Genomic DNA, 23,070 nt, shown 5'->3' with positions numbered 1-23,070 from the left:
CGGCCCTGGTCCCTGACCCGTCCCCGGCCCCGACCCCGGACCCGGCGTGAACTAACCGGCACGTGTGTTCGTCCTTACTGGTGGGAGAATGTATCCGGCAGGGCGGAACGGCACGGGAGAGGCATGTGACGGCGACAGACGCGCAGCCGCGGGCGGGAATCGCCGGAGCGGTACGGGAGCGGAGTCGGCGTCGAGCGGTCGGGACGGACCCGGGGGCCCGGGCCGGGAACGGACCGGGTGAACGGCACGCCCCCGGACCGGGTGAGCGGCCCACCCCCGGACCGGCTGAGCGGCCCACCCCCGCCCCGGGCGACCGGCCCACCCCCGCCCCGGATGACCGACGCACCCCCAGCCCGGGCGACCGACGCACCCCCGCCGCAAACGCCCGGCGCGCCCCCCACCCGCGCGACCGGGCTCCCCGGCGTGCCGCCGGTCTGCGTGATCTGTGCGGGCTCGTTCTCGCGCCCCTTCCCCTCCTCGCCGTCGCCCTCCCCCTCGCCGTCACCGGCGGCGGTACGCGGCGGTGGTTCGGGGGGCGCGGTGAGGGGCAGCGGGCCGAGGCGCAGGCGGCGAAGGACGCCGCCGCCGAGGCGTTCTACGAGCTGGACACCGCCCAGCGCGACCTCAGGATCTCCATCGAGACGATCACCGCGGTCGACAGTTCGCCGGCCGCCCGCAAGGCCGTGGACGACTTCGCCGCGCTCGGCCGGCGCATCGACGAAGTGAGTCACGCGTACATCACCGCGGTCGACGCCCATGACCTCGACCGGGACGATCTCGAACCGTCCGTCGCGTCCCGGGCCCGGGCCGAGCTGACCTCCGCGAAGGAGCAGCTGATACGGGTCAAGGGGGAGCTCGACCGGTTCGGCGCCGGGCTCGGGCCGCTCCTCGGGAGCGCCGAGACGCAGCTCGCCCGGCTCGCCCCCGCCGTCGAGCGCGCGCGACAGGCGCTCCTCGGTGCGAGCAACGCTCTCGATTCGGTGCGGGCGTCCGGTCTGCGGGCGGACGACCTCGCGGCCCGGCTGGCCGCCCTCGCCCCCGAGCTGACCAAGCTCAACCAGGGCGCCGGGCGGCACGGCGTGCCCGAGACCCTGCAGCGCGCCGACCGCGTGCTGCGCGACGCCGAAGCCGTACGGGCCGAAGCCGAGAAGCTGCCCGAGCGCGCCGCGGAGATCGACCGCCGGCTGGTGACCCTGCGCACCCGCGCCCAGGCGCTGACCACCCGCTCCGCCTCCGTCGAGCCCGTCCTCAGCGAGCTGCGGCGCCGGTTCTCCGCCGCCTGCTGGCAGGACCTCCAGCCGGTCCCGGAGCAGGCGGCCGTCAATGTGCGCCGGGCCGAGGAGAAGCTGAAGGAGGCCGCCCAGGCCCGTGACGAGCAGCGCTGGGCCGACGCCACGTCCCGGCTGAGCACCGTACGGGCCCTGCTCAACGCCACCGACGAGGCGGTGTCCGCCGCCGGTGACCGTCTGCGCCGGCTCGATGACGTGGCCAAGGACCCGCAGCAGGAGATCGAGCGCACCCGGTTCGCCATCCGTGACGCCCAGCGCCTCGCCATGGCCGGGCGCCACACCCCCGAGCCGCGGCACGCCCGGCCGCTGGACGACGCGGTGGCCCGGCTGGAGCAGGCGGTCACGGCCCTGGAGAACCGCCACCCCGACTACTGGCACTTCCTGACCGTGACGGAGGGCCTGCGCCGGATCGCCGCCGACGTCGTCGCCGACATCCGCGAGGAACGCGGCGCGGGCGGTCACTGACGCCGTCCGCCTCGGCCGGTCCGGGGCCCTCGCACTGTGGACAGCCGGGGGCCCGTCGCCGCTAACCTGGCGTCATGCCTCGTTACGAGTACCGCTGCCGCTCCTGCGGAGACACCTTCGAGCTCAGCCGCCCCATGGCCGAGTCCTCCGCTCCCGCCTCCTGCCCCGCCGGGCACGAGGACACCGTGAAGCTGCTCTCCACCGTCGCCGTCGGCGGCACCGCGGGCGGCGGTTCCCGGCCCGCGCCCTCCGCCGGCGGCGGGGGCGGCTGCTGCGGCGGCGGCTGCTGCGGCTGAGCCGGTGTCCCCGGGCGCTCCGCCGCCCGGGAAGCCGGGCCGCCCCCGGACGGCTACCGCTTGCGGGACAGCGTCAGCCCGTCCGACACCGTCAGCAGCACGCTGTCCATCCGCGCGTCCGCCGACACGTGGTCGTTGAACTCCTGGATGGCCTTGGCCGCGCCCGTCGCCCCCGGGTCCGTGACGCGTCCGTGGAACAGCACGTTGTCCGTGGTGATGACCCCGCCCGGGCGCAGCCTCGGCACCAGTTCCTCCCAGTACGCGATGTAGTTGCCCTTGTCCGCGTCCAGGTAGGCGAAGTCGATGTGGGGCTCCTCCGGCATCGCGCGCAAGGTGTCCAGGGCGGGTGCGATGCGCAGGTCGACGCGGTCGGCGACGCCCGCCTTCTCCCACGCCTCGCGGCCGTACGCCGTCCACTCCTCCGAGATGTCGCAGGCGATCAGCCGTCCGTCCGCCGGGAGAGCCTGGGCCATCGCCAGGGCGGAGAAGCCGGTGAACGTGCCGACCTCGACGATGTGCCGGGCACCGGTGAGCCGGACGAGGAAGGCGAGCAGCGGGCCCTGCTCCTCGGCCGACTGCATGCCCGCGTGCTCGGGCAGCCGCGCGTAGGTCGTCTCGACGAGTTCGCGCTGCACGGCGTCCAGCGGCGGGTTGTGCGCCAGCATGTACGCGTACAGCTCATCGGTGATCTTGGTGGAGTTTCCCTTGGTCATCGCACAACTCTATGGTCGCCCGCCCGACTTACCCGGCGTCCGACGCCCGGCGCCCGGCGCCCGAGGCCCGCAGGAAGCGGCGCAGGATCTCCTCGCCCGCCGCCACGCCCCGTTCGGCGGTGGCCTCGATGTGGTCGGCGTTCCAGCCCGCGTCGGCGAGTTCGCCGTGGGCGGGGCGCCAGCCCCGGTCGGCGGCGAGCAGGAGGTCCGCGTCCAGGAGCGAGTCACCGGCGGCGAGGGTGTGGGTGGCGCCGGTGCGCCGGGCGACCTCGCGCATGGCGGCGCTCTTGGTGAGCGGGCGCGGTACGGCGTAGACCTTCCGGCCCTGGAGCGACACGGTCCAGCCGCGCGGCTCCGCCCAGGCGGCGAGCTCCTTCGTCCACTCCGGGGGCAGTTCGGCGCGGTCGACGACGAGATAGGCGAACAGGTCCTCGGCGACGCGCTCCTTCAGCAGCCACGCGGGGTCGGCGGTGGCGACGAGGTGGGCGCGGACCTCGGCGAGCGGGACGCACTCGTCGGCGAGCCGGCCGGCGACGGTCCGCTGCCAGTCCGGGTCGGACTCGCCCTTCACCAGGATGTGGCCGCCGTTGGCGCAGATCGCGAACTCGGCCGGGGCGCCCGGGAGCCGGATGCGGTGGTACTGCTCGCGGGTGCGGGTGGTCGTCGGGACGAACACCGTGGAGGCCGCGGAGGTCAGGTCGGTCAGCAGCCCGGCGGCGGTCTCGGTGACGTACGAGAGGGGCTTGTGGTTGTACACCTCGACGCACAGCAGCCGGGGCGCCCGTTCGTCCTCCATGGTGAGCTGGAGTGCGGCCGAGGAGTATATGAGGGTGCGGTCGAGGTCGCTGGCGACGAGGGTGACCGGGGAGGCCGTCACGCGGACTCCACCGCCTTGCCGTCGGCGCCGGTCGCCCCGCGGGTGTACTTGGGGTGGATGAGCCCGACGCAGGTGTACGGGAGCGAGTCGACCTCCTCGACGGGTACGCCGCGCTGCTCGGCGAGCAGCCTGATGTGGTCGAGGTCCGGTCCGGCGCCGCGCCGGGCGAGGATCTTCCAGGGGACGCGGCGCAGCAGGACCCGGGTGGTCTCGCCGACGCCGGGCTTCACGAGATTGACGTCGTGGATGCCGTACTCCTCGCTGATGCGCTCCACCGCCGCCCAGCCCTCCCAGGTCGGGGCCCGGTCCGCGGCGAGGAGTTCCTTGACCTCGGCGTCCACGGCGTCCGCGACCTCGTCGAAGCGCGCGGCGACCGTGTCGAGGAAGAAGCCGGAGACATCGGCGCCGGCGAGCTCGCGGTAGAACTTCGCGCCGTGGAAGTCGTACGGCCCGACCAGGTCGGCGCGCAGGACCGTACGGGAAATGAGTCCGGACACCGTGGAGTTGAGGCAGGCGGAGGGGATGAGGAAGTCCTCGCGGGTGCCGTACGTCCGCACGCAGCCGCCCGGGTCGGCGAGCACCGCGATCTCCGGGTTGAAGCCCGCCACTCCCCCGGCCTTCTCGAACTCGGCGATGGCGGCGGCCAGTTCGCGGGTGATGGCGCCCTTGCCGGTCCAGCCGTCCACGAACACGACGTCGCCCGGGTCATGGTGCTCGGCCAGCCAGCGCAGCGCGTTGGCGTCGATGCCGCGTCCGCGCACGATGGAGACGGCGTAGTGCGGCAGGTCGAGGCCGCGCCGCGCCCGGGCCCAGCGGCGCATCAGCACGCCGACCGGCGTACCGGCCCGGGCGAGCGAGACGAGGACCGGGCGCGGGCCGCGCTCGGCGAGGACGGTCTCGGTGACCGTGCCCACGGCGCGGGCGATCCGGGCGGCCGACAGCGCGAGGGCGCTTTTGAAGAGTTCCTGGTATTCGGCGGAGGGCTGGTACTCGACGGGGAGCGATTCCGCGTAGTGCGCGCCCCCGCTCTGTATCGCCTCCTCGCGCTCCTCCGTGGGCGCTTCGAGGCGGGTGTCCGAGAGGTCCTGGAGCAGCCAGCCGACCTCGTCCGGCGCGTACGAGGAGAACGCGGGGCCGCGAAGGGGCTCGGGCAGCTGCATGGGGGCTTCTTCCTGGCGTTCGGGGGCGGGGGCCCCCGGTACGTATGAGGGGATCACCGCGAGCAGGACCTGCTCGGTGTGCGGGGCGAGGCGGTCGAGCAGGCCGCCGGGGGCGTGCAGGGCCGGGGTGTCGGCGGCGGAGTCGACCACGAGGACGACGGCGTCGAAGCCGGCGCCGGCCACGTTGTAGGCGTAGCGCTCGCCGGGGCCGTCGGCGGGGTCGTCGTGGGCCGGGAAGACCAGCCGGGTGCGTATCGCGTAGCCCGGGTCGTCCACGGCGAGGACCGGGGAGCGGGTGGTCGTGGAGTAGCGGACCTCGGCGTCGGTGCGCTCCTCCAGGGCGGTGGCCAGGCGCAGCGGCGCGTACATCAGCTCCTCGAAGCCGAGGACGAGGACGCGGCGGGGCCCGTCGCCGAGCGCCCGCGCGACGCGGTCGGCGAGGGCGGGGAGCGCGGGCTCCAGGAGGGCGCGGTGGGCGTCGGTGAAGCCGTGCCGTCCGCCGTCGGGGACGCCGGCGGGCCAGGGGAGGTCGAGGCGGGTGTGGGGGCGGCGGGCCGCCCCCACGGGCCGGTCGTCCGGCTGCTGCCGCTCCCGCTCCGCGACCAGGGCCTGGCCCTTCTCCAGGACGCCGTCCGGGAGGGTGACCGTGCCGGTGTTGCGGGCCACCAGGTCGACGCGGGCGCCGATCTCGGCGGCGAACTCCGTCAGGCGGCCCCGGTCGGCCGGTGAGCGCATGTCGACGAGGGCGACGATGACGTAGTGGTCGCGGGGGTAGCGCTCGTGGAGGGCGCGGATCGTGTTGAGGACGGTGTTGCCGGTGGAGAACTCGTCGTCCACCAGCACCAGCGCCGAGCCGGGCCCGGCCGCCAGCAGCTCCGGGTCCTCGGGGAGCAGCAGGTGCGAGGTGGCGTGCGAGTGGGCCTCCTCGAAGCCGCCCGCCCGGGTCACGCCGGGGACGGGCCTGCGGGTCGAGTGGAGGTAGGGCGCCGCGCCGAGGCCGTCGGCGACCGAGTGGCCGAGGCCGGTGGCCGTCTCCGCGTAACCGAGGACGACCGCCCGCCGGGCGCCGTCCTCGCCGAGGAGCGCCCGCACCCGGCGCCCCAGCTCGACTCCGGCCCCGTACACCACGGAGGGGCGCTGCGGCACGTGCTTGCCGAGCACGTTGGACACGAGCAGGTGTGCCCGCTTGGGGTTGCGCCGCAGGGCGAGGCCCAGCAGCTCGCGCAGCTCCCCGTCGCCCACCAGCCCGACGCCCAGTCGCTCCGCCACCCAGCTACCCGACCACACCACGTCCGCCGTCCCTCTTTCCGCTCGTCTGCCGGACCCGGTGCCGTGGTCGGCGCCGGTGTCCTCTCCGATCGTCCCGCCGGTCCCGCTCACTCCGCGAGGCAGGCCGTCAGCAGGTCCACGAAGCCGACGTCCTCCCGGGCCACGCCGAAGACCTCGGCGCGCAGCAGGGTGCGCTCGGCCCAGGCCCGGTGCGGTTTCACCTCGTTCATCTTGTTCGTGTACGCGGAGCGCAGCACCCCGCCGCCGTTCCTCTCGGGCCGCAGGATGTCCTGGGCGTCGCTGAACTCTTCGTGGCTGACCACGGACAGCGCGTGCACCGGGGCGACGTGCGAGGGGTGGATGCAGGTCTTGCCGAGCAGCCCGTTGGCCCGGTCCAGGTCGATCTCGCGCAGCAGTCCGTCCAGGTCGTGCGCGATGAGCGCGGTGCGCAGGGCCTCGGCCCGGTTCTCCTGGAAGGGGCTGCTGCGCAGCTGCGGCTTGAACATGCGCTCCTGGCGGGGGAAGTACTCCCAGACGGGGCCGGTGACCGTGAAGCCCGTCCCGTCGGCCCGGCCGAGCACGTTGACGACGTCCGCGATGACGTGGGCGACGATGCCGACGTCGTACGCCGTCATGTCGGGGGAGCGCCGCAGCCCGTAGGCGGAGCAGAAGTCGGTGACGCCGAGGCGGAGCGCGAGGACCCGGTCGCGGTGCGCGGTGACGGTCTCGGCGATGCCCCGGAGGGCTTCGCGGCGGGTCTCCAGGTGAAGGAGCTCGGGCGATTCGAGCACCGGCATGGCGAAGAGCCGGCGGCCAGCGGCGGCCTCGGCCTTGGTCAGGGCTTCCATGAACGGCAGGCCGCGGGCCCGCGTGAACTTGGGGAGCACGAAGCCGGACAGCAGCCGGACGGTCGCGCCGAGGCGGCGCACCAGGTCGGTGATCTGTTCCGGTTCGCGGACCCGGATGAACAGCAGCGGCGGCTCGATGGAGCGGGCGTCCAGGTCGGCGAACTGCCTGACCAGGTTCTCCTCGGCCGCGACGACCTCGGAGTCGTCGATCGAGTCCTCCAGGCACAGCACCATCGAGACGACCCCGCGCCCGGCCAGCTTGACGATGTCGTCGGCGAGCCGGGGGCGGGTGGCGGGGCTGTAGAGCGTGGCGCCGAGGGCGGCGGAGAGGACGGGGGCCGGCGAGTCGGCGTCGAACACGCAGGGTTCCTGGAAGAAGAGCCCGTCCTTCGCAGCAGCTGCAATATGCCCGAAATGACGCATGCAATTCCCCCCGTACTCTCTGACCGACCGGACAACGTGTGGCCGGTAATAGTACGTACGAACGGGTGTCGGCAGTTCCCTGCCAGGGTGAATTCCGGGCGTCGTGACCGTTTCGCACGCATTTCCAAAGTGGCGGAGCGGGTGAATCCGCCCGGCTCCCGGGACACGGACCCCTCACCCCGCGTTGTCCGCGCGGGCGGCCAGCAGGCAGGATGACCGGCATGACGCACGCGATGGTGAAAGGCTCGAACGTCCCACTCGACGCGATGGCCGTACGGGCCGTGCTGCGCTGGACTCCGGGCGCCGGGGTGCCCGACGTGGACGCCTCGGCCCTGCTGCTCGGCGCCGGCGGGCGTGTGCGCTCGGACGAGGACTTCGTCTTCTACAACCAGCCGCGCCACCCCTCGGGCCTGGTGCGCAGGCTGCCCAAGCGCAGCCTGCCCGAGGGCCTGACGGACACCATCGAGGCCGACCTGAACGCGCTCGACCCGTCGGTCGACCAGGTGGTCATCGCCGCGTCCTCGGACGGGGCCGCCTTCGGAGCCGTACGCGATCTGCGCATCCTGATCCACGACGCGGCGGCGGCCGGCGGCGAACCGCTCGCCGTGTTCGACGTGCGCGCGGAGACGGGCGAGGAGACCGCGATCATCTGCGGCGAGCTGTACCGGCGCGGGGACGGCTGGAAGTTCCGGGCGGTCGGGCAGGGCTATCCGACGGGGCTCATCGGCCTCGCGACCGCGTTCGGCATCTCGGTCGACGAGGCGGAGCCCGAGCCCCAGCCGGCCGCTCCGGCGCCGCCCCCGGCCCCGCCCGCCCCGGCCCCCGTACCGGACTCGCAGGCGACCGTGCTGCACCAGCAGCCCTCGTACGGCTATCCGCAGCCGGCCGCCGCCCCGGCGCCGCAGCCCGCGTACGGCTATCCCCAGCCCACCGCCGCCCCGGCGCCGCAGCCCGCGTACGGCTATCCCCAGCCGGCCTCCGCGCAGCCCGCGTACGGCTATCCGCAGCCCGCCCCGGCCGCGGCGCCCGCTCCCGACCCGAATTTCGTGCTGCCCCCGCAGGGGCCGCAGTTCATACGGCCCTGAGGACGCCTAGGTACGGGTCTTGTAGCCGCGGCCCCACTGCATGCCGAAGCCGTACATCCGGTCCAGCTCGGACTGGAAGCCGTAGACGAACTTCACCTCGCGGCGGACGATCAGCTCGTCCTTGATGTTCTCCACCGTGAACACCGCACAGGAGCGGGCCTGCGGGGCGCGCTCGTCCAGCTCGATCTCGATGCGGGGGCCGTTGCCCGGGTAGAGCGTCACCTTGGCGTGGGTCCGGTCGAAGGCGGGGGTCTGGTCGTAGATGTAGACGAAGAACAGCAGCCGCTTGATGTGCTCGCGCTGGTCGAGATTGACGTACAGCGTCTCGCCGGAAGGAGCGCCGAAGCGGTCGTCGCCGCTGAGCCTGATGTAGGGCGGCCCGTTCAGATCGCCGAGCAGGTTGCCCAGGGGCTGCACCACGCCCCGGGTGCCGTCCGCCAGCTCGTACATGCAGCCGAGGTCCAGGTCGACGTTGACCATGCCCTGGGTGTGCGCCTGGACGGCCTCCGGCTGGAAGAGCTTGAAGGGGCGCAGCAGCCGGCCGCTCTGCCGGGAGCGGCCCCCGATGTCCGAGGTGCGCATGCGCCAGGAGAGGTTGACGCGCAGGTTGCCGCTCAGCGCGCCCTGTTTGGTCAGCGAGACCGAGGCGCGCCGCCGGGTGAGCACGATGGAGTTGGTGGCCGCGCTGCCCGACTCGAACTGTGTCTCCCGCCCCGGCCACAGGCTGTTCCAGAACGCCATCCCCGACCCCGCCCTCTCGGTCCCTCACCCGTCGCACCCGGCGCGCGCGACGCACGCACCGCTGCGGGGCGGCCCCGGGCCGCCTCCGGGGTGTCCCGGAGCCGTTGCCGTACGAGCCGCCCCGCAGAGAGCGTTCCCTCAATTCCTACCGGGTCACACCCCGGCGGTCACTTCGCTGTTGCCCTCTTCGGCCTCCAGCGCCTTGTTGCGGCGGACGGAGGACCAGAAGGACCAGGCGATCAGGACGACGCCGACGAGACCGGTGATGATCTCGTTGATCTCGTACTGGATCGTGACGAGCAGGATGACGGCCAGCGCGCCGATCGCGTAGTGCGCGCCGTGCTCCAGGTAGACGTAGTCGTCCAGGGTGCCCTGGCGGACCAGGTAGACCGTGAGCGAACGGACGTACATGGCGCCGATGCCGAGGCCGAGCGCCATGAGCACGATCTCGTTGGTGATGGCGAAGGCGCCGATCACGCCGTCGAACGAGAAGGACGCGTCGAGGACTTCCAGGTAGAGGAACATGAAGAAGGCGGCCTTGCCGGAGAGGGCGACCGCGGAGATCTTCTTCCCGCTCCGCTTGGCCTCTTCCTCCGCCTCGTGCTCGCGCTCCTCCTCCTCTTCGAGTTTGTCCTCGAAGAAGCCGGAGAGCCCGCCGACGATGAGGTACGTGATCAGACCGGCGATACCGGAGAGCAGGACGGTCTCCGCCTTGTCCACGTGCCCGCCGCCGTGCTGGTGGGCGTGGGTGGCGACGGTCATCGCGGAGATCAGCAGGACGATGAGCGCGATGCAGACCGACAGCATGTCGACCTTGCCGAGCTTGGCCAGCGGGCGCTCCAGCCAGCGCAGCCACTGGATGTCACGGTCCTCGAAAATGAAGTCGAGGAAGATCATGAGCAGGAACATGCCACCGAACGCGGCGATCGCCGGGTGGGCGTCCGTGACGAGTTCCTTGTAGCGGTCCGGGTCGTTGAACGAGAGATCGATCGCGTCGACCGGGTTCAGACTCGCGGTAATGGCCACGATCACGACGGGGAAGACCAGCCGCATACCGAAGACCGCGATGATCACACCGATGGTGAGGAAGATCTTCTGCCAGAAGGCGGACATCTTCTTCAGGATTCCGGCGTTGACGACGGCGTTGTCGAAGGACAGCGAGATCTCCAGGACGGAGAGGATCGCCACCACGCCGAAGGCTTGCCACCCCCCGTAGAAGAACGCGGCCACCAGGCCGATCACGGTGATCGCGAACGACCACCCGAAGGTTTTCAGAAGCACTGGCTACCCCATCATGTATGTAACGGGTCTCCCCCGATGTGCACGGGGCTCCCCCGCGCCGTGCGCGGCTTTACGAAACGTTGACCCCGAAGTCTAGAGCGATGCCCCGGAGCCCCGATGCGTACCCCTGACCCACCGCACGGAACTTCCACTCGCCGTTGTAGCGGTAGAGCTCGCCGAAGATCATCGCGGTCTCCGTGGAGGCGTCCTCGGTGAGGTCGTAGCGCGCGAGTTCCTGGCCGTCGGCCTGATTGACGACGCGGATGAAGGCGTTGCTGACCTGGCCGAATGTCTGGCCGCGATTGTCGGCCTCGTGAATGGAGACCGGAAAGACGATCTTGTCGCAGTGGGCCGGCACCTGCGTGAGGTTCACGATGAGCGACTCGTCGTCGCCGTCGCCCTCACCCGTGAGGTTGTCACCGGTGTGCTCGACGGAGCCGTCCGGGCTCGTGAGGTTGTTGTAGAACACGAACCACTCGTCACCGAGGACCCGGCCCGACTGGCACAGCAGCGCGCTGGCGTCCAGGTCGAAGTCGGCCCCCGTCGTGGATCGTGCGTCCCAGCCGAGCCCGACCAGCACCTGGGTGAGATTGGGTGCGGCCTTGGAGAGGGAGACGTTGCCTCCCTTGGCGAGCGTGACGCCCATGGTGTGTCCTCCCCGAGTCTGTGAAGCGTCTTTGTACCGGACGGAGCCGCCGGCCGGCCCCGTGCGGCCGGAAGAACTGTCCGTCGTGCGCGTCCGGCGCCGCACGTGGTGCGGCGCCGGACGAAGAAGCTGGTGCCGGGGCCGGGGCCCCGGGCAGGTCAGACGTTGACGCCGAAGTCCTGCGCGATGCCGCGCAGACCGGAGGCGTAGCCCTGGCCGATGGCACGGAACTTCCACTCCGCGCCGTTGCGGTACAGCTCGCCGAAGACCATGGCGGTCTCGGTCGAGGCGTCCTCGGACAGGTCGTAGCGCGCGAGCTCGCTGTTGTCGGCCTGGTTGACGACGCGGATGTACGCGTTGCGGACCTGGCCGAAGCTCTGCTGGCGGGTCTCGGCCTCGTAGATCGAGACCGGGAAGACGATCTTGTCGACGTCGGCCGGGACCGTGGCCAGGTTGACCTTGATGACCTCGTCGTCGCCCTCGCCCTCACCGGTGAGGTTGTCACCGGTGTGCTCGACGGAGCCGTCGGGGCTCTTGAGGTTGTTGAAGAAGACGAAGTTGCCGTCGTTGGCGACCTTGCCCTCGGCGTTCGTCAGCAGCGCACTGGCGTCGAGGTCGAAGTCCCCGCCGGTGGTGGTACGGGCGTCCCAGCCGAGACCCACGATGACCGCGGTCAGGTTGGGCGCGGCCTTGGTCAGCGAGACGTTGCCGCCCTTGCTGAGGCTGACTCCCACGAGTCCTCCCATTGGTTTCTTGGGGGCCGGCCGGTGCCGGCGCCTCCACGTCGTGTTGACATCCGATCAACGAGTGGATCCTAGTGACCGGTTCCCGGCCGAAACAGGCTTTCCGCCCCGGTTCGGCCCGCGATCCGCCCGAAGCGGGATCAGAGGGCGCCGAGCGCCTTGACGTAGTCGTTGAGGTCGCGCGCGTCGGGCAGGCCGTTGACGACCGTCCAGCGCACCACGCCCTCCTTGTCGATGATGAAGGTGCCGCGCACCGCGCAGCCCTTGTCCTCGTCGAAGACGCCGTAGGCCCGCGAGGTCTCGCCGTGCGGCCAGAAGTCGGAGAGCAGCGGGTACTCCAGGCCCTCCTGCTCGGCGAAGACGCGCAGGGTGTGGATCGAGTCGTTGGACACGGCCAGCAGCTGCGTGTCGTCGTTCTCGAACGTGGGCAGCTCGTCGCGCAGCGCACACAGCTCACCCGTGCAGACGCCGGTGAAGGCGAACGGGTAGAACAGCAGCACCACGTTCTTCTCGCCGCGGAAGTCGGAGAGCTTCACGGTCCGGCCGTGGTTGTCCTTCAGCTCGAAATCCGGGGCCTGGGTGCCGACCTCGATCGCCATGAAAACGCGTCCCTTCGCTACGTCACCGGGCTGGGCTGTCCGGGTGACCCCCACCCTACGCAGACCCCCCGCGCGCCCGCGCGGCGCCCGGGAAAGCTTCCCGCGTACGCGCGGATCAAGCCACTGGGCAACCGGGACACGCATGTACGAGAGATGCACGAAGGCCCCCGGCCGGCACGATGCCTGTCGGGGGCCTTCAGGGGTTGGTGGGGTCAGCGCTTGGCCTTGGCCGCTTTGGGCGTGACGAGACGGCTTCCCGACCAGTCCTTGCCCGCGTTGACGCTCTTGGTCTGGGCGAGCCCGGCGGTCTGGGCGGCCTCGTTGATGTCGCTCGGCTCGACGTATCCGTCACGGCCGGTCTTGGGCGTCATCAGCCAGACCACGCCGCCGTCCTCGAGCAGACCGAGGGCATCCACCAGCGCGTCCGTAAGGTCGCCGTCCTCGTCGCGGAACCACAGCAGGACGACGTCAGCGATGTCGTCGTAGTCCTCGTCCACGAGGTCCTGGCCGGTAATGGCCTCAATGCCCTCACGGAGCTCCAGCTCGACGTCGTCGTCGTAGCCGATCTCCTGGACCACCTGTCCGGGCTCGAACCCCAGGCGTGCCGCCGGGTTGGTCCGCTCCTCCGCGTGGTCCGCGGTCGCGCTCACGGGTTGCCTCCTGATCATGTTTCGGAAAATGCTTCAGCCACGCGCGTGCGCGGGGCGTTGGCCGTAGTCCACACGGGAGCGGCGGATCGCGCAAGTACCCAGCGTGCGAGACCGCCTAAACGGTGACGTTTCCTGTCACGTCGCCGTCCTTCAGGCAGTCCCTCGCAGGGGCCCGCGTCCTCCTCCGCTTCTGTCGCGTCCTACGTCCTTGGACAGCTTATGCCGTTTCGGTCCGGCATTCGGAGCCGAGCAGCCTTTGGGAACACTTGCACACCTTGGGCGTATGGTGGCGTTCCGTTACCAGTCACCCTTCCTGCCCCATCCTGTCCGAGACCTTCTGCCCGCACCGATACCCACTCGACGGCCGTCCATCCGCCCCGGCGGAACCGGGCCGGGGGCGCGTTCGCGGTTACCTCTCGGTAGAGATGACGTACGCGTTTCAGCGGTACACGATGGGTTGGCGTACACGTACCTCACGTCCGGGGGCAGGCTCCCGTAACAGGCCCCGAAGCGCAGCACCGAACAGCGAAGGAACAGCGTGGCTTCCGGATCCGATCGCAACCCGATCATCATTGGCGGCCTTCCGAGTCAGGTCCCGGATTTTGATCCCGAAGAGACCCAGGAATGGCTCGACTCCCTCGACGCCGCCGTCGACGAGCGAGGCCGTGAGCGGGCCCGCTATCTCATGCTCCGGCTCATCGAGCGAGCGCGCGAGAAGCGCGTCGCCGTGCCGGAGATGCGCAGCACGGACTACGTCAACACGATCGCGACGAAGGACGAGCCGTTCTTCCCCGGCGACGAGGAGATCGAGCGCAAGATCCTCAACGCGACCCGCTGGAACGCGGCCGTGATGGTCTCGCGCGCCCAGCGTCCGGGGATCGGCGTGGGCGGTCACATCGCCACCTTCGCCTCCTCCGCCTCGTTGTACGACGTCGGCTTCAACCACTTCTTCCGGGGCAAGGACGACGGTCTGGGCGGCGACCAGATCTTCTTCCAGGGGCATGCCTCGCCCGGGATCTACGCCCGCGCCTTCCTGCTGGACCGGCTGAGCGAGGCGCAGCTCGACGCGTTCCGCCAGGAGAAGTCGAAGGCGCCGAACGGGCTGTCCAGCTATCCGCACCCGCGGCTGATGCCGGACTTCTGGGAGTTCCCGACGGTGTCGATGGGCCTGGGCCCGCTCGGCGCGATCTACCAGGCGCGGATGAACCGCTACATGGAGGCGCGCGGCCTCGCCGACACGTCGAACTCGCATGTGTGGGCGTATCTCGGTGACGGTGAGATGGACGAGCCGGAGTCGCTCGGCCAGCTGTCCATCGCCGCGCGGGAGGGCCTGGACAACCTGACCTTCGTCGTCAACTGCAACCTCCAGCGCCTCGACGGCCCGGTGCGCGGCAACGGCAAGGTCATCCAGGAGCTGGAGTCCCAGTTCCGGGGTGCCGGGTGGAACGTGATCAAGCTGGTCTGGGACCGGTCCTGGGACCCGCTGCTGGCGCAGGACCGCACGGGCATCCTGGTCAACAAGCTGAACACCACGCCGGACGGGCAGTTCCAGACCTACGCGACGGAGACCGGCGCGTACATCCGGGAGCACTTCTTCGGGGACGACCCGAGGCTGCGCGAGATGGTCAAGGACATGACCGACCAGCAGATCCTGCACCTGGGCCGCGGCGGTCACGACCACCGCAAGGTGTACGCGGCCTATGCGGCGGCCAAGGCCCACAAGGGCCAGCCGACGGTGATCCTGGCGCAGACGGTCAAGGGCTGGACCCTCGGGCCGAACTTCGAGGGGCGCAACGCGACCCACCAGATGAAGAAGCTCACGGCCGAGGACCTGAAGCGGTTCCGGGACCGGCTGCACATCCCGATCGCGGACAAGGAGCTGGAGGACGGCAACCCGCCGTATTACCACCCGGGCCGCGACTCGGAGGAGATCCAGTACATGCACGACCGCCGCAAGGGTCTGGGTGGTTATGTCCCGACCCGTGTGGTGCGCGCGAAGCCCCTGCCGCTGCCCGGGGACAAGACGTACGCGACGGCGAAGAAGGGCTCGGGTCAGCAGTCGATCGCCACCACCATGGCGTTCGTCCGCATCCTGAAGGACCTCATGCGGGACAAGGAGATCGGCAAGCGCTTCGTGCTGATCGCGCCCGACGAGTACCGCACGTTCGGCATGGACGCCTTCTTCCCGAGCGCGAAGATCTACAACCCGCTCGGGCAGCAGTACGAGTCGGTGGACCGCGATCTGCTGCTCGCGTACAAGGAGTCGCCGACCGGGCAGATGCTGCACGACGGCATCTCGGAGGCGGGCTGCACGGCCTCGCTGGTCGCGGCGGGCTCCGCCTACGCGACCCATGGCGAGCCGCTCATCCCGGTGTACGTCTTCTACTCGATGTTCGGCTTCCAGCGCACCGGTGACCAGTTCTGGCAGATGGCGGACCAGCTGGCGCGCGGCTTCGTGCTGGGCGCGACCGCCGGCCGGACGACGCTGACCGGCGAGGGGCTCCAGCACGCCGACGGGCACTCGCAGCTGCTGGCGTCGACCAACCCGGCCTGCGTGGCCTACGACCCGGCGTTCGGCTACGAGATCGCGCACATCGTGCAGGACGGTCTGCGCCGGATGTACGGCGGGACCCCCGAGGAGAACGAGGACGTCTTCTACTACCTCACCGTCTACAACGAGCCGATCCAGCACCCGGCGGAGCCCGCCGATGTCGACGTCGAGGGCATTCTGAAGGGCGTCTACCGCTACAGCGCCGGGGAGAAGGGCGCCATCCCGGCCCAGATCCTGGCGTCCGGTGTGGCGGTGCCGTGGGCGGTCGAGGCGCAGCGCATCCTCGCCGACGAGTGGAACGTGAAGGCGGACGTCTGGTCGGCGACCTCCTGGAACGAGCTGCGGCGCGAGGCCGTGGACGTGGAGCGGTACAACCTGCTGCACCCGGAGGAGGAGCAGCGCGTGCCGTACGTGACGCGCAAGCTGTCCGGGGCGCAGGGGCCGTTCGTGGCGGTGTCGGACTGGATGCGGTCCGTGCCGGACCAGATCGCCCGCTGGGTGCCCGGTGCGTACCAGTCGCTGGGTGCGGACGGATTCGGGTTCGCGGACACCCGGGGCGCGGCACGGCGGTACTTCCACATCGACGCGCAGTCGATCGTGCTCGCGGTGCTCACCGAGCTGGCTAAGGACGGGAAGGTCGACCGGTCGGCGCTGAAGACGGCGGTCGACCGCTACGAGCTGCTGGACGTGGCCTCGGCCGATCCGGGGGCCGCCGGCGGCGACGCGTAACGCGGGCACGGAGACCGGCCCGGTGCGGGGTGGCGGGACCCGGGAAGGGTGCCGCCGCCCCGCGGCGCGTCCGGGCCCGGTCAGTTTTCCCACACCTTGAAGGCGCGGACCTGGTAGGGCGAGCGCGGCAGCCAGGTGCCCCCGCCCGGGTACGTCTCGAACTCGCCGGTCTCCGCGCACTCGGCGGACTGGTAGGTGGTGACGGGCCGGCCGGTGCGGTTGGCCAGGGCCTGGGCGGTGGTGCCGGGTTTCAGCGGGACACAGCTCTCGATGTCGATGGTCGACAGCTCGTGGGTCTGCCGGGCGCCGGTGAAGTCGGGCTTCGCCCAGAGGCAGAGCTGCCCGCTCGCGCAGTCCCCCAGGGAGACGGGTGCGGCGGCCCTCCCGGGCGTGGCGGCCCCGGTGGGTGCGAGCAGGAACAGGGCGGTGACGGCCAGGAAGGCCGCGGCGACGGTCTTGCGCATGCGAGTTGAACCCCCGTGTGATGAAAGCGCTGATGCTGGTGTCCACCGATGTGGATCTCCCGGCAACCACCCTGCGCCGTTACGGAGAGTAATCGGAAGGGTCGAGGGCAGAGTCCACCCTGACAGGTGACAGCCCCCACAGAGTTGACGCGAAGGGCGCGGAGCGTGCCGGAAGGCCGTACTCACGGTGAGGCGAGCACCGTGTCCTTCCGCACAGTCGGGTGATGTGCGTCACCCCGCCCCCGGACGGGCTCTGCCCGTCTCCTAGGGTGGTCCGGAGTGACTTCCTTCGACTCCTCCCCCACGCTGACCGCCTGGCGCACCCTGCTCGCCGTCGCGGTCGTACTCGTGATGCTCGCGACGACCGGCTGGACCGCCGTGCACCACCAGCGCTCCAGCGACTCCCGCGCGCTCGCGCTGGCCGCCTGGGCCAAGGGGTCGATAGCGGGGCAGCCGCTGCCGGACGCCGACACACCGGCGTACAAGCTGGCGCACTTCTTCGCCACGCTGACACCCGCGCAGCGCGCACACCTCGCCGACAGATACCCGCTCGTCGTGGGGAACCTCAACGGCGCCCCCGTCTCCACCCGTTACCGCGCCAACCGGCGGGCGATCGGGCAGGCGAGCGCGGTCGAGCGCAAACGCGTCCACGACACCAGACTCTCCGCCTCCGGGCGTGCCGAGGCGCGGCACCGCCTGGACCGCTTCCGGTCGATGCTCGCCCGCGACCGCCACTTCCTGGCCTTCGACCCGTCGGGGCGCGGCCTCGCCGCCGAGGTCTTCGGCGACCTGGACCGGGCGCGGCGCATCTCGCTCGTCGTGCCCGGCGTGGACACGAACCTGCTGACCCTGGAACGCACCGGCGCCAAGTCCAACGCCGCGCCCGTCGGCATGGCGAAGTCGCTGTACGCCGCCGAGCGCGCCGCGAGTCCCTCGGTGCGCACCGCCGTCATCGCCTGGGCCGACTACACCACGCCCGTCGGCATCGGCATGGACGCCGCGCTCGGCAACCTCGCCGAGCGCGGGGCGGTCCGGCTCGACGCGCTCGTGCGGGCCCTCCCGGGACCGGCGCCCGTCTCACTGTTCTGCCACAGCTACGGCTCCGTGCTGTGCGGGGTCGCCGCGAGCAGGCTGCCCGGCCGGGTCGAGGACATCGCCGTGGCCGGCAGTCCGGGCATGCGGGCGGACAACGCCGGGCAGCTGCACACCCGGGCGCGCGTGTGGGCGATGCGGGACAGCGACGACTGGATCGAGGACGTGCCGAACCTGGAGTTCGGGGGCCTCGGGCACGGCGCCGATCCGGTGGACCACGGCTTCGGCGCCCGGGTCGTCTCGGCGGACGGCGCGGTCGGCCACAGCGGCTACTTCGAGCCGGGCACCGAGAGCCTGGAGAACTTCGCCGCGATCGGCGTTGGCGCATATACGTCGGTGACCTGCGCACCGGCCGACAGCACCTGCGACGACGGGGTGTACGCCGACGCGACAGCCTGACGCGCGTAGAGACACCGCGTCCGGCCTCCGGAAGCGGTCGACTCCGAGAGGGGACGGGGCGGGCAAGTGCCGCATACGATGAGGCGCATGGGTGATGTGCTGGCCGGAATTCATGCCACCTGGGAGTTCGACGCCGATTCCGTGCTCATCCGCTACGAACGGGGTATCCGCACGCCGAGACTCCTCCAAAGCCTCCGTGAGCGCCGCGTCCCGCACACCGCGCTGGCGTCGGTGACGCTGACCCCGGGCAGGCGGGGCACGGTGGTGCTGCGTGCCGTCCCGCGCCCCGGGGCCGACCCGCTCCTCGAAGCCGCCGCCGGGCAGCTGAAGGACGGCTGCGACCCGTACCGGCTGGTGCTCCCCGCCGCCCGCGAGACCCTTGCCGAGTACTACGCGGACGAGCTGCGGGCCTGCCTCGGCGCGGACGCCGGCGAGCCCTGCGACCGTTTCCTGGTCGCCGCCCCCAAGGCCCCGATGCAGTTCAAGGCGTACGACGGGCGGGCCGGCTTCGACGGTGAGCGGATCTCGTTCCGCTGGTTCTGGACGGGCGCCTCGTCGGAGAAGTGGAAGGCCGGCGACCAGACGTTCCCGGTCACGGATCTGTGCGGGGTCGAGTGGCGCTCGCCGGAGGGCCTGGAGGGCTATCTGCGGCTGCTGCCCAAGGGCTCGGAGGCCTTGGCCCCCGCGCCCGGAGGGCTCACCGGCCCCGCGACGGGCGGGACGGTGGCCGGCGTCCATCCGGTGATACCCCGGCCCGCCCGGGCCGACCAGGACCCCGCGGCGGTGATCTTCGGGCTCGGCTACGGCCCGGTCCACGAGTCGCTGCCCTTCGCGGCGGCCGTCCTCGAATCCGTACGCAGGAAGCAGTCGGCGCCCCCGGCCGCGGCTCCCCTCACCGCCGCCGCCCGGCGCGATCCGGCGGACATCGCGGAGCGCATCCACCACCTCGGCGAGCTGCACCGGGCGGGCCTGGTGACCGACGAGGAGTTCAGCGCCAAGAAGGCGCAGCTCCTGGCCGAGCTCTAGCCGGCAGCCGCCCGCGATGACCGAGGCGACCGTGCGCGGCCGTGGTGCTGGTGATCGGCGCGGCGGTACGGCAACGGCGCGTCGCGCGGCGCGCCCGGCGGACGCTGCTGGAGGAGCGGGCCAGGACCGCCCGTGCGCTGTACGACGTGGTCGCCCACCACATGTCCGTGATCACCGTCCAGGCGGACTCCCCGCCATGCCGGCTGCCGGAGCTGTCGGTCGAGGCGCGTGAGGAGTCCGGGACGATCGCGGCGGGCGCGCGGGAGTCGCCGGCCGAGCTGCGGCGGCTGCTCGCGGTGCCGCGCGGTGACGGCGCGGAGGGCGAGCGGGCCCCGCAGCCCGGGATCGACCGCCCGCAGCTGCCGGTGGGGCGACGGTACGGGTGGGGGCTTCCGGCCGAACCGTCGCCGACCACCGGTCTGGGTGACGTACCGCCGGCGGTTGACCTTGCCCGCGTACCGGATCGTTCAGGAGCGTCGGCGAACGTGGTCCGGCGCGCACCGGGGGCGCGGACGCGGGTCTCGGTCACCGCGGGCGGCGGGCTGTTGACGGTGCTGGTCGTCAACGGCCCTCCGAAGGAGCCGGTTTCGCCGCTGGAGCCGGTGGGAACGGGCCACGGTCCGGTCGGGACGCGGCAGCGCGTACGGTTGACGGGCGGCTCACTGGGCGCCGGGCCGCTGCCGGACGGGGGATGCTGGGTCGCCGCGCGGCTGCCGCCGTCCCCGGCCGGACCCGACGACGCCCCCCTGAGCCCGGAGGAACCGTGCCCATCCGTGTGATCATCGTCGACGACCAGGCCATGGTGCGGGCGGGTTTCGCGGCCCTGCTGGCGGCGCAGGCGGACATCGACGTGGTCGGAGAGGCGCCGGACGGGCGCCAAGGCGTCGAGGTCAGCCGCCGGGTCCACCCGGACGTGGTCCTGATGGACGTCCGGATGCCCGAGATGGACGGCCTCGCGGCGGCCCGCGCACTCCTCGACCCGCCACCGGGCGTGGTCCATGTGCCCAGGGTGCTGATGCTGACCACGTTCGACGTGGACGACTACGTGTACGAGGCGCTGCGGGCCGGGGCCTCCGGCTTCCTGCTGAAGGACGCCCCGCCGGCGGACCTGATCGCGGCGGTCCGGGTGGTGGCGGCGGGCGACGCCCTGCTCGCGCCCTCCGTGACGCGCCGTCTGATCGCCGACTTCGCGAAGCAGGGGCCCTCTGCGGCGGCCCGGGGCGGGGCGGCGCTGCGGCTCAACGGGCTGACGCCGCGCGAGACGGAGGTCCTGGAGCTCATCGCGCGAGGCCTGTCGAACCAGGAGATCGCCGGGAAGCTGGTGCTCGCCGAACAGACGGTGAAGACGCACATCGGGCGCGTCCTGGCGAAGCTGTCCCTGCGCGACCGGGCGCAGGCGGTGATCTTCGCGTACGAGGCGGGGCTCGTCGTACCCGGCTCCGGCTGACCCACCCGCGCCCCTGCCCGGGTATCACCCGGAGCCGACTCCCCGGTGTGACGTCCGCGTGTCCACCGCGTTCCCGCCTTCTTCCCGTCGCGCCGCACGGCGTGCGGGGACCGGCCGGTTCGTCCTCCGGCGCCCGCCGACGACGCGGAGGGGCACACCGGCTGCTTCGTCCCGGGGTGAAGTCGTCCGCGCGCGTGCCGCGGCGATTGCGACAGGGGCGTACGACTACCGCCCCAGCTCCTGCGCCAGCCCGACGATGACGCCGTCCGGGCCGCGCAGGTAGCAGAGCAGATAGCTGTCCTCGAACCGGGCGATGGAGCCTACGAGTTCGCCGCCGTGCGGGCGCAACCGGGCGACGGTGTCCTCGATGTCGTCCACGGCGAACATGACGCGGTGCGTGCCGAGTACGTTGTGCGGCCGGTCGCGCGGGGCGTCGATCAGGGCGGGGCTGCGGTACTTCGCCAGCTCCAGGCGGCTGTGCCCGTCCGGGGTCCGGAGCATGGCGATCTCGCAGTGGACGCCGTCGAGGCCGGTGCACCGGTCGGCGAAGCCGCCCTGGACCTCGCCCCTGCCCTCCAGCTCCATGCCGAGTTCCCGGAAGAACGCGATGGCGGCGTCCAGGTCCTCGACCACGATGCCGACGTTGTCCATCCGCTTGATCGCCATGCCCGTTCCTCCTCGCCCGTAATCCCTCGCGCGTACGGACGCTACCCGGGCGCTACTCGCGGGCGAGGGAGGTCAGGCTCATGTCCTGGTAGCGGTCGCCCGCGACCTGCCCGGCGATCGGTTCGAGGAGGGCCAGCTCGTCGCCGGTGAGCGTGAGGCGGGTCGCGCCGACGTTCTCCAGGAGGCGGTGGCTCCTGCGGGTGCCCGGGATCGGGACGACCGTGATGCCGTGGACCTGGGCGCGCTGCTGGACCCAGGCGAGCGCCACCTGCCCGGCCGTCGCCCCGTGCGCGGCGGCGATCGCGTGGACGGGCTCCAGGAGCGCCGCGTTGGCCTTCGCGTTCTCGCCGGTCATGCGGGGCTGCGAGGCGCGGAAGTCGCCCGGGGCGAGGTCCTTGCCCGCGTCCGCGAAGGACCCGGTGAGGAAGCCCCGGCCCAGCGGCGAGTACGGCACGACCGTGACGCCCAGCTCGGCGGCGGCGGCGAGCGCGCTGCGCTCCACGTCCCGGCTGAAGAGGGACCACTCGGACTGGAGGGCGGCGATCGGGTGCACGGCGTGCGCCTCGCGCAGTTCGGCGCCGGTGACCTCGCTGAGCCCGAGCTGCTTGACCTTGCCCTCCCGGACCAGCTCGGCCATGGCGCCGACCGACTCCGCGAACGGGACGGCCGTGTCGTGGCGGTGCATGTAGTAGAGGTCGATCACGTCGGTGTCCAGGCGGCGCAGGCTCGCCTCGACGGCCTTGCGGATGTACGCGGGGCTGTTGTTGACGCCCCGGTAGTCCGGGTCGTCGTCGCGCCGCTCGATGCCGAACTTGGTGGCGAGGGTGATCTCGTCGCGGTGCGCCCCGACGAACGGCGCGAGGAAGGTTTCGTTGGCGCCGCTGCCGTAGATGTCGGCGGTGTCGAAGAGGGTGACGCCCGCGGCCAGTGCCGTTTCCAGCGTCTCGCGTGCCGAAACCTCGTCGGTGTCGCCGTAGAACTCGCTGATGCCCATGCAGCCGAGGCCCTGGACCCCGACCCGGGGGCCACCCCGGCCGAGTTCGACGGTGGCGATCTTGTCGCCGTTCTTGTCGCCGTTCTTGTCGCCGGTCCTGTTGTCGGTCTTGTTGTCGCTCATCAGGCGCTGGGCCCTTCCGGCGCCCGGCGGGCGCCCGCGTAGAAGTCGATCTTGTAGTCGAGTACGGCCAGGGTGTCCTGGAGCTCCGCGATCCGCGTCCTCACGTCGCGGCGGGTCGCCTCCAGCAGTTCCTGCCGCTCTTCGTAGGTGTGGTCGCCCTCGCGTATGAGCTCGGCGTACCGGACCATGTGCGCGACCGGCATCCCGGTCAGCCGCAGCTTGGTGACGAAGGCGAGCCAGTCGAGGTCCCGGTTGCTGAACCGGCGCTGGCCGGTGTGCGACCGGTCGACGTGCGGCATGAGCCCGATCCGCTCGTACCAGCGCAGGGTGTGGGCGGTCAGCCCGGTGAACGCGGCGACTTCGCTGATCGTGTAGCGGTCCTGCCCGTCGGGGCGCGGATGCGCCGAGGGGGCGGAGGCGCAGATATCGGCCCGGGTCGAAGTGCTCTCCATCACCGTCATGCCTCCACGCTATGACGTTGGAGTGCACTCGAA

The 23,070-nt window shown here is 71.7% G+C and carries 21 protein-coding genes and 1 pseudogene; 8 read left to right on the top strand and 14 right to left on the bottom strand.

Annotated features, from left to right (window positions below; translation table 11 throughout):
• Positions 1 to 434: 434 nt before the first annotated feature.
• Both FKN01_RS01370 and FKN01_RS01365 read left to right on the top strand, forming a co-directional pair.
• Positions 435 to 1,754, top strand: a complete 1,320-nt coding sequence (locus tag FKN01_RS01370) for a hypothetical protein (RefSeq protein WP_143615983.1) — start codon at positions 435 to 437, stop codon at positions 1,752 to 1,754.
• Between the two features lie 74 nt (positions 1,755 to 1,828).
• A complete protein-coding gene (locus FKN01_RS01365; protein WP_143615814.1) occupies positions 1,829 to 2,050 on the top strand; it encodes a zinc ribbon domain-containing protein in 222 nt (73 codons plus the stop codon).
• A 53-nt stretch (positions 2,051 to 2,103) separates the two neighbouring features.
• Here FKN01_RS01365 and FKN01_RS01360 read toward each other — a convergent pair whose 3' ends face one another.
• The 4 genes from FKN01_RS01360 to FKN01_RS01345 all read right to left on the bottom strand — a co-directional run bounded on the left by FKN01_RS01360 (position 2,104) and on the right by FKN01_RS01345 (position 7,340).
• Positions 2,104 to 2,763 carry an O-methyltransferase gene (locus FKN01_RS01360; protein WP_143615813.1) on the bottom strand — a complete coding sequence of 220 codons (660 nt, stop codon included), beginning with the start codon at positions 2,761 to 2,763 and terminating at the stop codon, positions 2,104 to 2,106.
• 28 nt (positions 2,764 to 2,791) lie between these two features.
• The gene (locus FKN01_RS01355) at positions 2,792 to 3,640 is read right to left on the bottom strand and encodes an HAD family hydrolase (RefSeq protein WP_143615812.1); all 849 of its coding nucleotides are present in this window, start codon (positions 3,638 to 3,640) and stop codon (positions 2,792 to 2,794) included.
• The gene (locus FKN01_RS01350) at positions 3,637 to 6,090 is read right to left on the bottom strand and encodes a phosphoribosyltransferase (protein WP_398930578.1); all 2,454 of its coding nucleotides are present in this window, start codon (positions 6,088 to 6,090) and stop codon (positions 3,637 to 3,639) included. Before FKN01_RS01350 ends, FKN01_RS01355 begins: the two co-directional genes overlap by 4 nt.
• Positions 6,091 to 6,176: 86 nt before the next feature.
• The gene (locus FKN01_RS01345) at positions 6,177 to 7,340 is read right to left on the bottom strand and encodes an HpcH/HpaI aldolase/citrate lyase family protein (RefSeq protein ID WP_143615810.1); all 1,164 of its coding nucleotides are present in this window, start codon (positions 7,338 to 7,340) and stop codon (positions 6,177 to 6,179) included.
• 221 nt (positions 7,341 to 7,561) lie between these two features.
• On the opposite strand from FKN01_RS01345, the gene FKN01_RS01340 reads away from it, so the two are divergent.
• Entirely contained in the window at positions 7,562 to 8,425 is an 864-nt protein-coding gene (locus FKN01_RS01340) for a TerD family protein (RefSeq protein WP_143615809.1), read from the top strand.
• 6 nt (positions 8,426 to 8,431) lie between these two features.
• On the opposite strand, the gene FKN01_RS01335 is transcribed toward FKN01_RS01340, so the two are convergent.
• The 6 genes from FKN01_RS01335 to FKN01_RS01310 all read right to left on the bottom strand — a co-directional run bounded on the left by FKN01_RS01335 (position 8,432) and on the right by FKN01_RS01310 (position 13,085).
• The gene (locus FKN01_RS01335) at positions 8,432 to 9,166 is read right to left on the bottom strand and encodes a Tellurium resistance (protein WP_143615808.1); all 735 of its coding nucleotides are present in this window, start codon (positions 9,164 to 9,166) and stop codon (positions 8,432 to 8,434) included.
• A 153-nt stretch (positions 9,167 to 9,319) separates the two neighbouring features.
• Positions 9,320 to 10,447, bottom strand: a complete 1,128-nt coding sequence (locus tag FKN01_RS01330) for a DUF475 domain-containing protein (RefSeq protein ID WP_143615807.1) — start codon at positions 10,445 to 10,447, stop codon at positions 9,320 to 9,322.
• 70 nt (positions 10,448 to 10,517) lie between these two features.
• On the bottom strand, positions 10,518 to 11,093 hold the full coding sequence (locus tag FKN01_RS01325; protein WP_143615806.1) for a TerD family protein: 576 nt from the start codon (positions 11,091 to 11,093) through the stop codon (positions 10,518 to 10,520).
• Positions 11,094 to 11,251: 158 nt separating this feature from the next.
• A complete protein-coding gene (locus tag FKN01_RS01320; protein WP_143615805.1) occupies positions 11,252 to 11,827 on the bottom strand; it encodes a TerD family protein in 576 nt (191 codons plus the stop codon).
• 149 nt (positions 11,828 to 11,976) lie between these two features.
• Positions 11,977 to 12,435: a peroxiredoxin gene (locus tag FKN01_RS01315; protein ID WP_143615804.1), complete on the bottom strand. Its 459-nt coding sequence runs from the start codon at positions 12,433 to 12,435 to the stop codon at positions 11,977 to 11,979.
• Positions 12,436 to 12,647: 212 nt separating this feature from the next.
• Entirely contained in the window at positions 12,648 to 13,085 is a 438-nt protein-coding gene (locus FKN01_RS01310; protein WP_143615803.1) for a DUF3052 domain-containing protein, read from the bottom strand.
• 538 nt (positions 13,086 to 13,623) lie between these two features.
• On the opposite strand from FKN01_RS01310, the gene aceE reads away from it, so the two are divergent.
• Entirely contained in the window at positions 13,624 to 16,365 is a 2,742-nt protein-coding gene (aceE, locus tag FKN01_RS01305; RefSeq protein ID WP_143615802.1) for a pyruvate dehydrogenase (acetyl-transferring), homodimeric type, read from the top strand.
• An 80-nt stretch (positions 16,366 to 16,445) separates the two neighbouring features.
• Here aceE and FKN01_RS01300 read toward each other — a convergent pair whose 3' ends face one another.
• Positions 16,446 to 16,829 carry a peptidase inhibitor family I36 protein gene (locus FKN01_RS01300; protein ID WP_143615801.1) on the bottom strand — a complete coding sequence of 128 codons (384 nt, stop codon included), beginning with the start codon at positions 16,827 to 16,829 and terminating at the stop codon, positions 16,446 to 16,448.
• 279 nt (positions 16,830 to 17,108) lie between these two features.
• Here FKN01_RS01300 and FKN01_RS01295 point away from each other — a divergent pair, with 279 nt between their 5' ends.
• The 4 genes and pseudogenes from FKN01_RS01295 to FKN01_RS01280 all read left to right on the top strand — a co-directional run bounded on the left by FKN01_RS01295 (position 17,109) and on the right by FKN01_RS01280 (position 20,793).
• The gene (locus FKN01_RS01295) at positions 17,109 to 18,320 is read left to right on the top strand and encodes an alpha/beta hydrolase (RefSeq protein WP_143615800.1); all 1,212 of its coding nucleotides are present in this window, start codon (positions 17,109 to 17,111) and stop codon (positions 18,318 to 18,320) included.
• 87 nt (positions 18,321 to 18,407) lie between these two features.
• Positions 18,408 to 19,346, top strand: coding sequence for a DUF4429 domain-containing protein (locus tag FKN01_RS01290; RefSeq protein ID WP_143615799.1), 939 nt, complete (start codon positions 18,408 to 18,410; stop codon positions 19,344 to 19,346).
• 38 nt (positions 19,347 to 19,384) lie between these two features.
• Positions 19,385 to 20,125, top strand: a pseudogene (locus FKN01_RS01285) (sensor histidine kinase); the annotation flags it as partial.
• Complete coding sequence (locus FKN01_RS01280) at positions 20,110 to 20,793, top strand: response regulator transcription factor (protein ID WP_143615797.1); 684 nt, start codon at positions 20,110 to 20,112, stop codon at positions 20,791 to 20,793. The pseudogene FKN01_RS01285 and the gene FKN01_RS01280, both read left to right, overlap by 16 nt.
• Positions 20,794 to 21,018: 225 nt before the next feature.
• Here the strand turns inward: FKN01_RS01280 and FKN01_RS01275 are convergent, their stop codons facing one another.
• The 3 genes from FKN01_RS01275 to FKN01_RS01265 are packed head-to-tail and all read right to left on the bottom strand — an operon-like array spanning position 21,019 to position 23,037.
• Positions 21,019 to 21,459, bottom strand: a complete 441-nt coding sequence (locus tag FKN01_RS01275; RefSeq protein ID WP_143615796.1) for a VOC family protein — start codon at positions 21,457 to 21,459, stop codon at positions 21,019 to 21,021.
• 52 nt (positions 21,460 to 21,511) lie between these two features.
• Positions 21,512 to 22,576: an aldo/keto reductase gene (locus tag FKN01_RS01270; protein ID WP_143615795.1), complete on the bottom strand. Its 1,065-nt coding sequence runs from the start codon at positions 22,574 to 22,576 to the stop codon at positions 21,512 to 21,514.
• Entirely contained in the window at positions 22,576 to 23,037 is a 462-nt protein-coding gene (locus FKN01_RS01265) for a MerR family transcriptional regulator (protein WP_143615794.1), read from the bottom strand. Before FKN01_RS01265 ends, FKN01_RS01270 begins: the two co-directional genes overlap by 1 nt.
• Positions 23,038 to 23,070: the final 33 nt, after the last annotated feature.

This window comes from Streptomyces sp. 130 (genome assembly GCF_007096885.1).
In the GTDB taxonomy this organism is placed as follows: Bacteria; Actinomycetota; Actinomycetes; order Streptomycetales; family Streptomycetaceae; genus Streptomyces.
Note: the sequence above shows the minus strand (reverse complement) of the source record. Positions and strands in the feature narration are given on the sequence as shown.

Coding starts and splice junctions, on each gene's coding strand:
- FKN01_RS01365 (WP_143615814.1), top strand. CDS start 1,829: ATGCCTCGTTACGAGTACCGCTGCCGCTCCTGCGGAGACACCTTCGAG.
- FKN01_RS01360 (WP_143615813.1), bottom strand. CDS start 2,763: ATGACCAAGGGAAACTCCACCAAGATCACCGATGAGCTGTACGCGTAC.
- FKN01_RS01345 (WP_143615810.1), bottom strand. CDS start 7,340: ATGCGTCATTTCGGGCATATTGCAGCTGCTGCGAAGGACGGGCTCTTC.
- FKN01_RS01340 (WP_143615809.1), top strand. CDS start 7,562: ATGACGCACGCGATGGTGAAAGGCTCGAACGTCCCACTCGACGCGATG.
- FKN01_RS01335 (WP_143615808.1), bottom strand. CDS start 9,166: ATGGCGTTCTGGAACAGCCTGTGGCCGGGGCGGGAGACACAGTTCGAG.
- FKN01_RS01325 (WP_143615806.1), bottom strand. CDS start 11,093: ATGGGCGTCACGCTCGCCAAGGGAGGCAACGTCTCCCTCTCCAAGGCC.
- FKN01_RS01315 (WP_143615804.1), bottom strand. CDS start 12,435: ATGGCGATCGAGGTCGGCACCCAGGCCCCGGATTTCGAGCTGAAGGAC.
- FKN01_RS01300 (WP_143615801.1), bottom strand. CDS start 16,829: ATGCGCAAGACCGTCGCCGCGGCCTTCCTGGCCGTCACCGCCCTGTTC.
- FKN01_RS01290 (WP_143615799.1), top strand. CDS start 18,408: ATGGGTGATGTGCTGGCCGGAATTCATGCCACCTGGGAGTTCGACGCC.
- FKN01_RS01275 (WP_143615796.1), bottom strand. CDS start 21,459: ATGGCGATCAAGCGGATGGACAACGTCGGCATCGTGGTCGAGGACCTG.
- FKN01_RS01270 (WP_143615795.1), bottom strand. CDS start 22,576: ATGAGCGACAACAAGACCGACAACAGGACCGGCGACAAGAACGGCGAC.
- FKN01_RS01265 (WP_143615794.1), bottom strand. CDS start 23,037: ATGACGGTGATGGAGAGCACTTCGACCCGGGCCGATATCTGCGCCTCC.